At 71.8% G+C, this 14,257-nt stretch carries 12 protein-coding genes; 2 read left to right on the forward strand and 10 right to left on the reverse strand.

What is annotated here, in order from left to right:
• Window positions 1-44: 44 nt before the first annotated feature.
• Together M2157_RS09520 and M2157_RS09525 are read left to right on the forward strand one after the other, a co-directional pair.
• Complete coding sequence (locus M2157_RS09520) at window positions 45-2,246, forward strand: cytochrome P450 (protein ID WP_280864999.1); 2,202 nt, start codon at window positions 45-47, stop codon at window positions 2,244-2,246.
• A gap of 221 nt (window positions 2,247-2,467) precedes the next feature.
• On the forward strand, window positions 2,468-3,610 hold the full coding sequence (locus M2157_RS09525; protein WP_280861381.1) for an acetamidase/formamidase family protein: 1,143 nt from the start codon (window positions 2,468-2,470) through the stop codon (window positions 3,608-3,610).
• A 20-nt stretch (window positions 3,611-3,630) separates the two neighbouring features.
• Here the strand turns inward: M2157_RS09525 and M2157_RS09530 are convergent, their stop codons facing one another.
• The 10 genes from M2157_RS09530 to M2157_RS09575 all read right to left on the reverse strand — a co-directional run bounded on the left by M2157_RS09530 (window position 3,631) and on the right by M2157_RS09575 (window position 14,227).
• Complete coding sequence (locus M2157_RS09530) at window positions 3,631-4,251, reverse strand: GPP34 family phosphoprotein (protein WP_280865000.1); 621 nt, start codon at window positions 4,249-4,251, stop codon at window positions 3,631-3,633.
• A gap of 94 nt (window positions 4,252-4,345) precedes the next feature.
• Complete coding sequence (locus tag M2157_RS09535; RefSeq protein ID WP_280865001.1) at window positions 4,346-5,323, reverse strand: sugar phosphate isomerase/epimerase; 978 nt, start codon at window positions 5,321-5,323, stop codon at window positions 4,346-4,348.
• Window positions 5,320-5,931: a nucleoside deaminase gene (locus M2157_RS09540; RefSeq protein WP_280865002.1), complete on the reverse strand. Its 612-nt coding sequence runs from the start codon at window positions 5,929-5,931 to the stop codon at window positions 5,320-5,322. The genes M2157_RS09535 and M2157_RS09540 overlap by 4 nt, the downstream gene beginning before the upstream one ends.
• 21 nt (window positions 5,932-5,952) lie before the next feature.
• Window positions 5,953-7,461, reverse strand: coding sequence for a GMC oxidoreductase (locus M2157_RS09545; protein ID WP_280865003.1), 1,509 nt, complete (start codon window positions 7,459-7,461; stop codon window positions 5,953-5,955).
• A gap of 30 nt (window positions 7,462-7,491) precedes the next feature.
• Window positions 7,492-8,637 carry an ROK family transcriptional regulator gene (locus M2157_RS09550; protein WP_280865005.1) on the reverse strand — a complete coding sequence of 382 codons (1,146 nt, stop codon included), beginning with the start codon at window positions 8,635-8,637 and terminating at the stop codon, window positions 7,492-7,494.
• Complete coding sequence (locus M2157_RS09555) at window positions 8,631-9,941, reverse strand: carboxylesterase family protein (RefSeq protein WP_280865006.1); 1,311 nt, start codon at window positions 9,939-9,941, stop codon at window positions 8,631-8,633. Before M2157_RS09555 ends, M2157_RS09550 begins: the two co-directional genes overlap by 7 nt.
• Window positions 9,938-10,759 (reverse strand): carbohydrate ABC transporter permease, encoded by an 822-nt coding sequence (locus M2157_RS09560; protein ID WP_280861388.1) that lies wholly within the window; start codon window positions 10,757-10,759, stop codon window positions 9,938-9,940. Before M2157_RS09560 ends, M2157_RS09555 begins: the two co-directional genes overlap by 4 nt.
• Window positions 10,756-11,697 carry a sugar ABC transporter permease gene (locus M2157_RS09565; RefSeq protein ID WP_280861389.1) on the reverse strand — a complete coding sequence of 314 codons (942 nt, stop codon included), beginning with the start codon at window positions 11,695-11,697 and terminating at the stop codon, window positions 10,756-10,758. The genes M2157_RS09560 and M2157_RS09565 overlap by 4 nt, the downstream gene beginning before the upstream one ends.
• Window positions 11,697-12,995: an extracellular solute-binding protein gene (locus M2157_RS09570; protein WP_280861390.1), complete on the reverse strand. Its 1,299-nt coding sequence runs from the start codon at window positions 12,993-12,995 to the stop codon at window positions 11,697-11,699. Before M2157_RS09570 ends, M2157_RS09565 begins: the two co-directional genes overlap by 1 nt.
• A 197-nt stretch (window positions 12,996-13,192) precedes the next feature.
• Window positions 13,193-14,227, reverse strand: coding sequence for a chitinase (locus M2157_RS09575; protein WP_348541788.1), 1,035 nt, complete (start codon window positions 14,225-14,227; stop codon window positions 13,193-13,195).
• Window positions 14,228-14,257: the final 30 nt, after the last annotated feature.

A 14,257-nucleotide genomic window follows, 5' to 3' on the forward strand; every position in this document is an offset into this window, starting at 1 on the left:
GGTCAACACCGCGCAGAAGACCGAGCACGTGGAGCGTGCCCTTCATGTCCGCCGACATCGACTTCGATCACCACTCCGACGAGGCCAACGCCGATCCGGTCGCCTACTACGCGCGTTTTCGCGAGTCCTGCCCGGTAGGCCGCACCACCGCCCACGGCGGCTTCACCTATACGACGCGGTATGCCGACGTGGCCCGCATCGCCCGCGACGACGCCACGTTCTCCTCGGCCCGCAGCGACCACGGCGGCCAGGGGGTCGGCATCGTCATCCCCAAGGGACCGGGGCTCGACCAGTACCCGATCGAGCTCGACCCGCCGCGGTCGACCGAGTACCGGCAACTGATCAACCCGCTGCTCACCCCGGAGGCGATCGAGCGGCTGGTGCCCATGATCGAGCGGCACGCCGCCCGCGTCGTGGACGACTTCGTCGAGCTCGGCTCCTGCGACTTCGTCCGTGACCTCACCAACCCGCTGCCGGCCGCGGTGACCTTGGACTGGCTGGGTTTCCCCGAGGAGGACTGGGCGAAGCTGGCCGGTCCGATCCACGACATCTTCGCCGCACCCGCCGAGAGCGAGCGCGCCGTACGCGGGGCCGCCGGACTGGCCTACATGGACCGGCGCATCCGCGAGCTGATCGCCGAGCGCCGTCTCGCGCCACAGGCCGATGCGGTCAGCGCGCTGGTGGCCGGCCGGCGCGGTGACGGCGGCGAGTTCGGCGAGGACGAACTGGTGTCGGTGATCGGCCTGCTCATCGCAGGCGGCGTCGACACCACCACCTCCCTGACCGGATCGACGCTCGTACACCTCGCTCGCCACCCCGACCAGCGCCAGAAGCTGATCGACTCCCCCGATCTGCTGGACTCCGCGACCGAGGAGTTCCTCCGCGCGTTCGCCCCGTCGCAGTCGATGGCGCGCACGGTCACCCAGGACGCCGAGGTCGGCGGCTGCCCGATGCACCGGGGCGACCGGGTACTGATCCCGTGGGTCGCCGCGAACCACGACCCCGCGGTGTTCCCCGACCCCGAGCAGGTGCGGCTGGACCGCGACGCCAGCAGGCATCTCAGCTTCGGGATCGGCTCGCACCGGTGCGCCGGCGCGCATCTCGCCCGAGCCATGTTCCGCGCGATGATGACGCAGGTGCTGACCCGGCTGCCCGACTACCGGGTGATCGAGGAGGCTCTCGTCGCCTACCCGACGCGTGGCAACCAGTCCGGCTGGGACGCGGTCCCGGCGGTCTTCACACCCGGCCCCCGGGCAGGTGCGGCGGCAGGCTCGGTCCGCGCCCTGACCACGCCCACACCACTGCGGGTGACCGCGGTGCGCGCGGCGGCGCAGGACGTCGTCGCCGTCGACCTCGCCCTGCCGGACGGAGGCGACCTCCCCGCCTGGCGGCCCGGCGCGCACATCGAGCTGCGTCTGCCCTCGGGCAGGCTGCGTCAGTACTCGCTGTGCGGTGACCCCGCCGACGCCGGCACGTGGCGCATCGGTGTCCTGCGCGAGCCCCAGGGCCGGGGCGGATCGGCCGAACTGCACGAACTGACCCGCCCCGGGGCACTGTTCGCGGTCCGCGGGCCCCGCAACCACTTCCCGCTCACCTCGGCGCCGTCCTACCTGTTCCTCGCCGGCGGCATCGGCGTCACCCCGATCCTCGCCATGGTCCGTGCGGCGGCCGGGCGCGGCACGCCGTTCACCGTCGTCTACGGCGGACGCACCCGGTCGACGATGGCGTTCGCCGACGAACTCGCCGCCGTCGCCGGTGACGCGCTCACCCTGCTCCCGCAGGACGAGGCCGGGCTGCCGGACCTGCCCCGGCTGCTGGGCGGGCTGGACGCGGACACCGCCGTCTACGCGTGCGGGCCGGCGCCGATGCTGGCGGCCGTCGAGGGCGAGTGCGCCCGTCTGGATCTCACCGACCGGCTGCACTTGGAGCGCTTCGCCGCCGGCGACGACCTCGAGACGGCGTACGACGCCGCGGAGAACCGGGACTTCGACGTCCGGCTCGCGCGCACGGGAGGCACGCTCACCGTGCCGGCCGACCGCCGCCTCATCGAGGTACTGCGCGACGCGGTGCCCGGCCTGTCCTACGACTGCGAGAAGGGATACTGCGGCGCCTGCGAGACCCGTGTGCTCGGCGGGACTCCGGAGCACCGGGACTCCGTGCTCAGCGAGGAGGAACGCCTTGCGGGGCGCACGATGATGATCTGTGTGGGGCGATGCCGGGGCGACCGACTCGTCCTCGACCTCTGAGCCGACCTCGGCCGTACGGGGCCAACAGCGGATGTGACGTCCGCTGTTGGCCCCGAGCGCTGCCCGGATCGGCGCAGCTTGAGGTTCACCCTGTGCAACTCATGCGAGATGCCATGTTGGAATACGAGACAGCGTTACGGCACGGACCCTGATCGGAAACACCGGGGCAACGGGACGTTCCTAGCGTCGGGCCAGCCCTTCCCCTCCATGAAAGGTCGGCCATGACTGCGATCGACTCGCCCCTCCTCGACGTCGCCGCGACCGGATTCCCGATCCTCCAGCCCGGCCACGGAGCGATCGCGTCGACGACCTACGTCCCGTCAACGCCCGCGAACACCCTGTGGGGCCGTCTGCCCTGCGAGGCGGACGCACCGTGCGCGGTCGTCCGACCGGGCTCCGTCGTCACGGTCGACACACTCAGCCACGAGGGAGTCCTCGAGGACCAGGGCCGTAACCCCGCCCGGTTCTTCGGCCGCTACGGTGTCGGCGGCGGCCATGTGCTCGACGACGCCCAGCAGGTGGCGGACTCCGGTATGCCGCACGATTTCGACGACGACGGACCGCACCTCGTCACCGGACCGATAGCCGTGGCCGGCGCCCGGCCCGGCGATCTGCTCGCCATCACCGTCCTCGGCCTCACCCCTCGGGTTCCGTACGGCATGGTCTCCGCCCGGCACGGCTTCGGCGCACTCCCCGGCGAGATGCCGTCGCTGCCCGGTCCCGCGTTCACCTTCGCCACGGCACACGCGGATCGCGACGGCGCGTGGGGCCGGATGGCGGTGGACGCGACGGACCCCTCCCGCGGTTCACTGCGCTTCCCGCTGCGGCCGTTCCTCGGCGTGATGGGCGTGGCGGTGCCCGGGGACGAGCGGCCGCACTCGGTGCCGCCGGGGCGCCACGGGGGCAACATCGACATCTCCCTGCTCGGCGAGGGCGCCACGCTGTACCTCCCGGTGCAGGTCGACGACGCGCTGGTCTACTTCGGTGACCCCCACTTCGCGCAGGGCGACGGCGAGGTCGCCCTCACCGCGTTCGAGGCGTCGTTGCGCGCCACCGTGAAGCTCGAGGTGGTGCCGGGTGGCGCGGCCCTGCGACCCGGCCACGGCCGCGTCGCCCCGTTCGCCGAGACGGACGAGCACCTGGTGCCGATCGGGCTGGACAGGGACCTCGACGAGGCGATGCGCGACTGCGTGCGCTGCGCGCTGGACCTGCTCGCGACCGACTACGGCATCGACCGTCATCTGGCGATGGCGTATCTCAGCGCGGCGGGCGACTTCGCGGTCTCCCAGGTCGTGGACGACGTGAAGGGCGTCCACGCGAAGATCCGCAAGTCCGACTTCCGCGAGGTCCGCCGACCGAGCTGACCGGCGAGCGCGCGACGGGATCAGGTCCAGGAGGAGAGCGCTCCGAGCCACACACAGGCGGCGACCGCGGTCAGGATCTGGGCACAGGCCGGGCTCATGGACCGCAGCATCGCCTCGGGCCCGCCCCGCTCCCGACCGCCCGACGCGGCACCGCACGCACCGGCCAGCGCCGCCAGCGCGACCGAGCGCTCCGAGGCATCGGCCGCACTTCCGAGAGACCGGACCGCGGCATCCCGCCTCTCCCCGTCCAGGACGTCGTAGCGACGAGCCAACCCGGCCGGCAACGGCAACCGTCCCGGCGCACGAACGAGAACGCCCTCGGCGATCATGCGGGCCGACAGACGCTTGTGTGCGCCGGCGCTCAGTGCCCTGACCCACTCCGACGCCGTGCGCGGCTTGCGGGACGACCGGATCCGCACGAGAACCTCGCCGAGCGCGGGGTCCTGCGGCTGTGCACCGTGGACGGCGACGATGTATCCGTCCACGGTGTGGAGGAACCCGTCCAGAGCGAGTTCCATCAGCATCGCGCCGCTCAGGCCGAAGCCGAGGCCGGTGCCGTAGCCGGGAACACGGCCGTGCGCGTCCAGATACACCGCCAGCATGAAGTCTCCGCAGAGGCTCGAGGTGGCATCGGTCTTCATCCCGGTCTCCCCAATACGGCGCTACGGCACTATGGCGGGCCCAGGGACCCCGCGTCAATGCAAGATATCGTCCCGGCATACGGGACCCGGCCCTTCATCGGGCCAGGCTCCCAGATCGATATTTCAGCGGTATGTCATGACCCCGAGAGGCCAGCGCCCGCTTCGCCACCGCCGTTCCCGACCTCAGCGCGGCCACCGGATCAGCGGCCTCGTCCAGTTCGATCAGGACCGTACCCGCGCCGGGCGTACCGGACATCGCGTCCGCCCAGCCCTCCCAGTCGACGATCCCCGTACCCAGCTCCGTCATGTACGGCTGCTGCCGGGAGTACACCGTGTCGTCGATCGTGAGGTGGACGTCGATCGGGGCGACCGCGTCCTTCCAGTGGGCCAGGGCCGTGCGCGGTGTGTGGCGCCGGGCCACCGCGACGGGGTCGCCGCCGCCCAGGGCGATGTGACAGGAGTCGGGGCACAGCCAGACATAGCGCGGGTCGGTCAGGGCCATGAACAGGTCGATGTCCCGCTCGTACCAGAGGGTGCTGTGGGACTCGGTGTGGAAGGCCAGCCGCACTCCGTACCGGGACACCGCCTCGCCCACGGCGTGCGCGATGTCGGCCATGCGGGACATGTAGGCGGCGTCGACGAAGAAGGGCGGGCGAGTGCCGTACGTCGCCCTCATCGGCAGCCCCGCGACGAGGACTTCGGCGCCCACCTCGGCCAGGAAGGCGGCCCGGCGCTCGGCGTCGGCGACGATCGCGGGGAGGTTGCCGCCGTGCCGCCAGTCGGGGGCGTCGCTGTCGGCGATGAAGGCGCTGACGACGGCCAGGCCCCGGCCGGCCAGTTCCCGGCGGAACGCTTCCGCGCTGCCGTGGGCGCGCAGGACCGAGTCGATGTCGCCGGGCGCGAACGTCAGCTCGATGCCGGTGACCTCGGTCTCGGCGAGCGTGTCCAGCACCCGCTGCCAGAAGCGGTCCGGATGATCCGCGGCCCAGTCGCGGACCGCGTCGGCGGAGTCGAGGCCCCAGAATCCGGGGTGGTAGAAGGTGATGACGTCGGTCGCGAAACGGGGGCTCATTCCGTTCCTCCGCGCGCGTTGTAGACGACGACCTCGTCGGATTCGTCAATGGCCTTGCGGTAGTCGCGGAACACCGTGAGCGCCTCGCCCCTCAGGACATCTCCGACGACCTCGATGCCGCGTGTCTCGAACTGCTCGGCCCAGTCGGAGCGGACCGGGCCCTCGTCGAAGGTGGTGATCTCCTCCAGTTCCGGGCCCTGACCCGCGACCACCAGGCCGCGCACCCCGGACCACATCGTGGCGCCGTAACACTGCACGCAGGGACGCCAGTTGACGACCAGTTCGTGGGAGGGAAGGCCGTCGCCGCCGAGGTCCCAGCTGCCGGTGGCCGTCTGGGCGAGGCCGAGCGCGACGACCTCGGCGTGCGCGCTGGAGACTCCGCTGGACAGGACGACGTTCACGCCGACGGAGACGATCCGGCCGGACTCGCGCTCGGCGACGAGAGCGGCGAACGGACCGCCGTTGCCCTCACGCCAGTTGCGGTCGGCGAGGCGGTGTACGAGACGCATCCGGTCCTCACGGGAGGGTACGGCGGCGGGCACGTCGGCGAGTTCGTCGTCGATCCAGGCGGGCAGCGCCACGTGGTATTCCCTGGCGATGTCGATCACGGTGGGGTTCCTCTCGGTGGTTCAGGTGCGAGCGGTGACGGCACGGGCGGCCCGTACCGCGGTGACAGCGCCGGTCAGCGTGACGTTGGCGGCCATCGCCGTGGGTACGACTCCGTTGCCCGCCAGATACAGGTTGTCGAAGCCCCACACCCTCCCGTCCGGGTCGCACACGCCGGTGCCGTCGTCGGTGACGCCTGCCCGGACCGTGCCGGTGAGATGCAGCGACGAACCGGGCGGAAGCACCGTGGACTCGGTCGCGGGATCGAAGGGGCCGAACTCCTGGGCGACGGACCGGACTTCGTCCAGGGCCCGCCGGATCAGCGCGCGGTCGGTCTCGGAGTAGTCGAACTCGACGCGGATGCGGGGCAGCCCGGCCAGGTCGGTCTCGCTCGCCGAGAACACGAGCCGGTTCTGCGGGCGCGACTCGACGGGGACGTACAGCGACAGACCGACGGAGTGCGCGAGGGGCCGCCCGGCCTCGTCGACGTAGGTGCGGTTCATGATCTGGCCGTGGAAGGGCTGGGCGGGGCCGTTGCACGGCAGCCACAGCGAGTCCGTGCTGAACTCGCCGGGGCGCGGCAGGGGCAGGGCGTCGGGGTCGAGGCCGAACCGGTCGAGGTCGAGCAGGACGCGGGCGGTGACGAAGGCATGCTCGTTGAGGTGGCGGCCCAGGGCCTCGGGCCGGATGCCGGAGGCGTACAGGAGTTGCGGGGTGCGCAGGGCGTCGGCGCACACCACCACGGCGCCGGCGCGGAGTTCGGACTCGGTGCCGTCGGCGACGCGGCGCAGGCGGGCCCCGGTGACCCGGCCGGCGTCCCGGCCGAGGGCGGTCACGAGTGTGCCGGTGAGCAGGGTGAAGGCCGGGTCGCCGCCCTCCGCGAGTGCGGGGAAGATCGTCCCGGGTGCCGTGCGGGGCATGGGGCCCGACGGTGTGGGCGTGACGGCCATGGGCATGGGCTGCGGGGCCCGGTCGGCGGGCCCCGCGCCGCCGTAGCGTCGGCGCAGGACGTCGAGGACGAGTTCGCCGACCTTGGTCGGGCCGATCGCCGCGGGTGTGACGGCGAGCAGTCGGCCTGCGGTGTCGAGGTCGGCCGCCCAGGCGTCGGGGTCGCCGAAGTCGAAGACCTCGTCCCCGGCGGGCCACGGCGTGGCGGCGGTCCAGTGGACGCCCATACCGCCCGCGTTCCAGGCGAGCGCGGCCTGCGGCATCGCCTCGGCGTCCTCGCCGAAGGCGAGCGCGTGGAACATGCCGGGGGTGAGGCCGGGGAGGCTGCCCGCGGTCTCACGGACCACCTCCGCTCCCGTGTACATGCCCTGGACGCCGGTGGCGACCTTCTCGTTGTAACGGGACCACAGGTCGGGGTCGTCGAGGTCGTGCAGGTGCCGCCCCGGCGTACCGCCGATCGGGCTGCCGCCGTCGGCCATGGTGATGTGCAGCGCCGGATCGCTCCGGCGCAGGAGGCGGGCCACGAGGGATCCCATGATGCCGCTGCCCACGATGAGGACGTCGGTGCGGGGGGTGTGGGTCAAGTGGAGCTCCGTGTACGTGTGGTGTGGGGGTCAGTCGACCGGGACGAGCGGTCCGAACAGCTCGGTGTCCATGCGGTCCAGGGCGAGCTTCACCGCGCCGATGAGCGGGGCGTCCTGGCCGAGCGCGGTGGCGCGCAGTTCGACCGCGGGGGTGCGGGCGTCCCGCAGCGCGTCCCGCACCCGGGGCAGCAGGACGTCGGCCGCGTCCTCCAGCCCGCCGCCGAGGACGATGAGCGAGGGGGCGACCGTCCAGGACAGGGTGGTGAGGATCGACGCGATGTTCTCCACGAACTCGTCGACCTCGGCGAGCGAGGCGGCGTCACCGTTGCGGGCCGCCTCGAACCGGGCCAGGGCGAGGGCGCGTTGGGCGGGCAGCGGTGAGGTCAGGGCGGCGACGGGCCGGTCCTCGACCGAGCCGGCCGGCAGCGAGCGGGCCTCGACGATCTCGCCCGCGGCACCGTCGAGCCCGCGGTGGACGGCCCCTCGGATGAGGATGCCGAGGCCGGTCCGGTTCCCGAGCATCGCCCATACGACGTTGTCGTGATCGGCGGCCACTCCCCGCCAACGCTCCGCCAGCGCACCGAGGTTGGTGTCGTTGTCGGCGAACCAGGGCACCGGGACGCGCCGACCGAGCTCCTCGGGCAGGTGCACGCCCTCCCAGCGCGTGGTGTGCACCAGGCGCCGTACGACTCCTTCGTCGTCGATGGCGCCACCGCCGGCGATGGCCCCGGCGCGCAGCCGGTCCACCGAGCCGCCGGCGTCTTCGAGGGCCTCAAGGACCAGTTCGGCGGCGTCGTCGAGGGTGGTGCTCGGGTCCTTGTAGGCGCGCAGCGGCCGATGTGCCCGGCCGAGGATGTGGCCGCGCACGTCGGCGACGACGGCGGAGACATCGACGGTCGTGATGCGTACGGCGGCCAACAAGGCGTGTTCGGCCCGTAGTTCGTAGCGGCGGGCCGGGCGTCCGGCGCAGCCGCTGTTGGGCACCCGGTCGAGTTCGGCGACCCAGCCCGCCTCGACGAGCGAGTCCAGGATCAGCTCGATGGTGCGACGGGACAGACCGGTCTGCCCGGCGAGCTCGGTGAGTTTCCTCGGTCCGGCCGACACCGCCAACGCCCGCAGGATCACTGACGTGTTGACTCGTCGGACGGCGCTCTGGTTCATGCCGGCCGTCAGCACGGCTCCCCTCCCGTCACCGGGTCGTACACGCCCCGGGTGTCGGCCGCGAGCGGTCGGCCGTATTCACGGGCGGGGTCGCCGAGCCGCCCGGTCGCCCTCTCCCAGGCCGGGGGCTCGCCGCGGACGAAGCCGACGAGGTCGGTGTGCATCCGGGCGGCCAGTTCCGCGGGCGGGTTCGGGCCGAGCGCCTCGGGGACGCCGGGCGCGTCGAGCACGTCGAAGAAGAAGGGGAGGTCGACGCAGTGCACGGCGCCGCCGAGGGCCGGGGAGGGCCATTCGAAGGAGTACAGCCAGGTACCGGCGGGGGCCGCGCGGCGGGCGGCCGCGGTGCGGGGGCAGGCGGAGCGGAACAGGGTGTCCGTGATCCGGGTGCCGGCCGCGCGCGAGCCGTGCTCGCCGTCGCCGTCGAACTCGTCGCCCGTGGCGCCGAGCAGCAGCGGGACGTCCTGTCCGTGCCCGGCCAGCCCCTCGGCGAGCGGCCGCGGCAGGATGTCGTCGCCGACGACCGGGCCGAGCACGAGCAGGTCGTCGTCCCCGCGCAGGTCGAGCACGCCCCGCTGGAGCGACTCCGGTGCGCACAGGGCGAATCCGGCCCGGGTGGGCGGCACGCTTAGACGCTCGCCGAGCCGCGCGAGGAAGTCGCGGGTCCGGGTCGCGTCCACCTCGAACAGGCCGCCGGACAGACTGACCGCCCGTTGGAACCGGCCGCGCCCGGCGGGCGACGACAGCAACGCGAGCACCATCGCTGCCCCGGCCGACTGGCCCGCGACGGTGACCCGGTCCGGGTCGCCCCCGAACGCGGCGATGTTCTCCCGCACCCAGTCGAGCGCGAGGAGCACGTCCCGAAGCCCGAGGTTGGTGGGGACGTCGTCCAGTACGGCGAATCCGTCGACGCCGAGCCTGTAGCCGACGGTGACGGTGACGACGCCGTCGCGGGCGAAGGCGCGGCCGTCGTACCAGGGGCTCGCCGGGCTGCCCGCGAGGAAGCCGCCGCCGTGGATCCACACGAGCACCGGGCAGCCGTCCGCGTCGGGGGCCGTGACGGAGACGTTCAGTATGTCGTCGCCCGGCACCGACGGTTCCGGGATGGTGGTCGTGGCGAACAGCGGCACGCGCTGCGCGGTGGCTCCGGGGCGGGAGGCGTCGTACGGCCGCATGAAGCGCCCGCGTGGGAGCGGCGCGGCGAACCGCCGTGGGCCGGTGGGTGCTTCGGCATACGGAATGCCCAGGAAGCGCCGCACGTCCCCGTGTCGACGGCCGGTGATCGTGCCCGCCGGGGTCCGGACGGTGACCGGCGTACTCATCGCAGCCCCGTTCCCGCGATGCCCTGTACGAAGTACCGCTGCAGGAAGAGGAAGAGCACGAGCACCGGCAGCATCACGACGATCGCTCCGGCGAGCAGCAGGCCGTAGTCGGTGACATGGGCCGCGGCCTGACTGGTGGCGGCGAGGCCGACCGGGAGGGTGTAGGTGGACATGCTCTGTGCGACGACCAGCGGCCAGATGAAGTTGTTCCAGGAGTTGAGGAACGACATGATCGTGATCGTGGCGACGGCGGGACCGGCCAGTGGCAGGAAGATCCTGAAGAAGATCCGGAACTCTCCCGCGCCGTCGATGCGGGCCGCTTCGAGGAGTTCGTCGGGGACCGACAGGGCGTACTGGCGCACGATGAAGACCGACAGGGGAAGCGCCGCGCCGGGCAGGGCGATTCCGGCGAGGGTGTCCGCGAGGCCCAGGTCCACGGTGATCACGAACTGGGTGACGAACACCGCGGTGAACGGCACCATCATCGCCGCCATGACCGCGCCGAACGCGAGCCGCCGGCCCGCGAAGTCGAGTTTGGCGAGGGCGTATCCGGCGGCCGACGCGGCCAGGATGTTCCCGGCCACCACGATCAGCGCGACGACGACGCTGTTGACCAGGAACCGGCCGAAGCCCTGGGTCTCGAACAGCCGGGTGAAGTTGCCGAAGGTGAGGTGGTGCGGGAACAGGGCCCCGGGGTCGGAGCGGATCTCGTCCAGGCTGCGCAGCGAGCCGCTCACGCCCCAGGCGAAGGGCAGCGTGGTGAGCAGGGCGCACAGCACGAGGGCGGCGTACATCACGGGGCGGGCGGCACGGTTCATGTGCGGGACCTCAGCAGCCGGAACTGGACGGCGCTCACCACGGTCACCAGCGCGAGCGTCACGAAGGACGCCGCCGAGGACATCCCGAACTCACCCGCCCCGAACTGGCGGTAGGTGTACAGCGCGACCGACTCGGTGGAGCCGAGCGGGCCGCCGCCGGTGAGGAGGTAGGGCTCGTCGAAGACCTGGAGGTAGAAGACGGTCAGCAGGACGGAGACCATGAGCGTGGTGGGCAGCAGCAACGGCAGTGTGATGTGCCGTAGTTGGCGCCAACGGCCCGCCCCGTCCAGGGCGGCGGCCTCGTACACGTCCCGCGGGACCGCCTGGAGACCGGCGAGGAACAGCACCATCGCGATGCCGAAGTTGCGCCAGACGCCGAGCAGGATGACGACCGGCATGGCCAGGTCGGGGTCGTCCAGCCAGTTCGGTCCGGCGAATCCGACCACGCCGAGCAGCTTGTTGACGGTGCCGTCGAGGTGGAAGGCGTACTGCCAGATCAGCGCGACGGCGACGACGTTCGTGACGACGGGCGCGAAGAAGACGGTGCGCAGAACACCGCGCAGCCGGCTGATGCCGGAGTTCAGCGCGAGGGCCAGCGTGAAGCCGACGCCCATCGTCAGCGGTACGCCCACGGCCACGAAGAGGGCGGTGTTGAGGATGTCCCGTACGAAGGTGTCGTCCCGGAACAGCCGGAGGTAGTTGTCGACGCCGGTGAAGTCGACGGCGAAGGGGGTGCGCAGATCGGCGCCGCGGATGTCGGTGAGGCTCAGGGCGAGCGCGGCGACCGTGGGGATCGCCGTGTAGACCAGGAAGACGAGGCCGAAGGGGGCGAGGAACAGCCAGGCGACGGCGGTGCGGCGGGCGCGGGACGCCCTGTGTGCCGCCGCCTTCGGTAGGGCCCTGGCCTTCTCTGCGGCCGGTGCGAGAGTCGTGGTCATCACTGCGTACCTGTGCCGACGCTCTCGGCGTACGCCTGGATGTTCGCGGCCGCCTTCGCCGCGGTCTGCTTGCCCTTGGCGACGGCCTCCACCTCCTTGCCCAGCCGGGTCGCGACCTGCTGCCACGTGCTGACCTGAGGGAACGCCCGGGTGTTCTTGAGCTGGGTGAAGAAGGCGGCCAGGAGCGGCTGGCTCTTGATCGCCGGGTCGTCCCAGGCGGCGATGACGGCCGGCAGCGAGCCGTACGCCTTGTACTGCGCGACCTGCGTGCTGGGCTCGGCCAGATGCCGGACGAGCTTCCAGGCGGCGTCCGTGTTGCCGCTGTCGGCGAGGACGCCCCAGGTGCCGCCCGCGGAGAAGGAGACGCTGCTCGACGCTCCGGCGGGCAGTGGGGCGGTGGCGACGTGGGAGGCCGTCCAGCCGTTCTTCTTGGCGGCGGTGTCGAGCTGGCCGATGACCCAGGGCCCGGTGATCATGCTCGCCGTCTTGCCGGAGACGAAGTAGGGCTGTGCGTCGAGGAAGGTCGGCCCGCTGGTGTCGGCGGTCCCGGCGGTGAAGAAGGACGCGTTGTAGTCGAGGGCGTCGACCATCTGGGGCGTGTTCAGGTTCCACTTGCCGGCGGAGGTGACGAGTGAGCCTCCGGCCTGCCAGGCGTACATGGCGACGTCCTGGCCGTTGAAGATGTCCCACCCGATGTCGGCCCCGAGCGCGTGGGCCGCGCCGGCGCTCTGAAGGGCCTTGAGGAAGGGTTCCATGCCTGCCCAGGTGGTCGGCGCCTCGACGCCCGCCTTCTTGGCCAGATCTGATCGGTAGACGAGCGCGTATGTGTACGCGTACCAGGGGACCGTGTAGGCCACGTCGTCCACGACGCCGGCGTCCCAGAGGCTCTTGAAGAAGCGGCCCGGATCCACCAGGCCGTCCGGCACGGGCCGCAGGGTCGACGAGTCGAGGAACTGCGCCTGCGACTCGGGGAAGAACTGGGCGACGTCCGGTCCCTTGCCCGCCGCGATCGCCGCCTGGAGCTTGGTGTAGTACTCCGCGTTCGGGATCAGCGTGGTCTTCACGACCAGGTCGGGGTTGGCGGCCTTGAACGGCTTGACGACCGTGCCGAGCACGTCGGCGTCGCCCTGGGCGGCCCAGACGTTCACGGTGCCGGTGGCCGGGGACGCGTCGACCTTCTTGGCGCCGGAAGCGGCGGCAGCGTCGTCTTCGCGCCCGCAGCCGGCCAGGGGAAGCGCGGCACCGAGGGCCATTCCGGCGGTCAGCCGCAGGGCGGTGCGGCGGGAGAAGTTGGGCACGGGGACTCCTGTGACACGAGATTCCTCACGAGTACTGAGGGCAGTGGCGTGATGTGTCCCGACGCTATGAACCGCGTGTTTCGGCCACGTGGCGGTCCCCGCCCCGAATAATTTCGGAACTTGTAGCGAAATCGGTGCGGCGAGGGCCCGGTGCACGGAATGCGCACCGGGCCCTCGCCGCCTCCTGGGGCGCGCCGCTAGCTGTGACCGCCGCTCGTGAACTTCTCGAAGGTGTGGCTGAAGGCCCAGGTGTCCTGGACGATGCCGGAGCAGGAGTTGGAGCCGCCGGTGCCGGGGCAGCCGCCGTTGTCGCGCTGGAGTGCCCAGAAGGAGAGACTGTTGATCTGCCTTGCCTCGGCCCACTGCTCCACCGCGACCGCGTTCTCGACGGTGAAGGTCTCCTCGGGGCCGTAGTCGTCGATGCCGGGCATCTCGATGACGCCGATCATGCTCCACAGCTTCGTGGAGCTCTTGTGCGGGTAGAGGGCGGCGAGCTGGCCGTGCAGCCCCTCGGCGGCCGTCCTGGTGTCGGCCGCCATGTCGTGCGTGGCGCCGTCGTAGTAGTCGAACGTCATGAGGTTGACGACATCCACGCGTGCGCCGTTGTCGACGGCGTTCTGGAGCACGGCGAGGCCGTTGGCCGCGAGGCCGGTCGTGGAGGTCGGGAGGGTGTAGGAGAACTGCACGGTGCGGCCGGTGCGTTCGGCCCAGCGCTGGACCTTGGCGATCGCCTTGTTGCGGCGGTCGATCCCGGCGGCGTTGTTGATCGAGTCGCCCTCGATGTCGAGGTCGATGCGGCTGATGCCGTAGGTCGTGACGAGGCTCTTGAACACCTCGGCGATGGCGTCGACGCTGGTGCAGCTGTCGGCCAGCTCCGTGCCGGTCGTGTCCGCGGACCAGCCGCCGAAGGACGGGATGACGTCGCCGCCGCGCGCCTGGATGGTGGCGATGTCAGGGCCGAAGGACGCCTTCGAGATCGGCTGACCGCTCTCACCGTTCCAGTAGGCGGTGCAGGAACCCACTGTGGCCGTCTGAAGGAAGGCCATGGTGAGGTACTTGTTGCCGGAGGCGGCGGCGAGCGCGGCCGGGCTCTCGCCCGTCCACGTCTCGACGTAGGGCGCCGCCACGTGGGCGGGCAGGGGCTTGCCGAAGGCCGTGAGCGAGGGGGAGGACGGCGCCGCGAGTGCGCCCCCTCCCCCGAGTCCGACGAGCCCGGCGGACAGAGCGCTCACGCTCAGACAGGACAGCAACGCACGAAGGTG

The sequence above is a fragment of the Streptomyces sp. SAI-127 genome (genome assembly GCF_029894425.1).
Classification (GTDB): Bacteria; Actinomycetota; Actinomycetes; order Streptomycetales; family Streptomycetaceae; genus Streptomyces.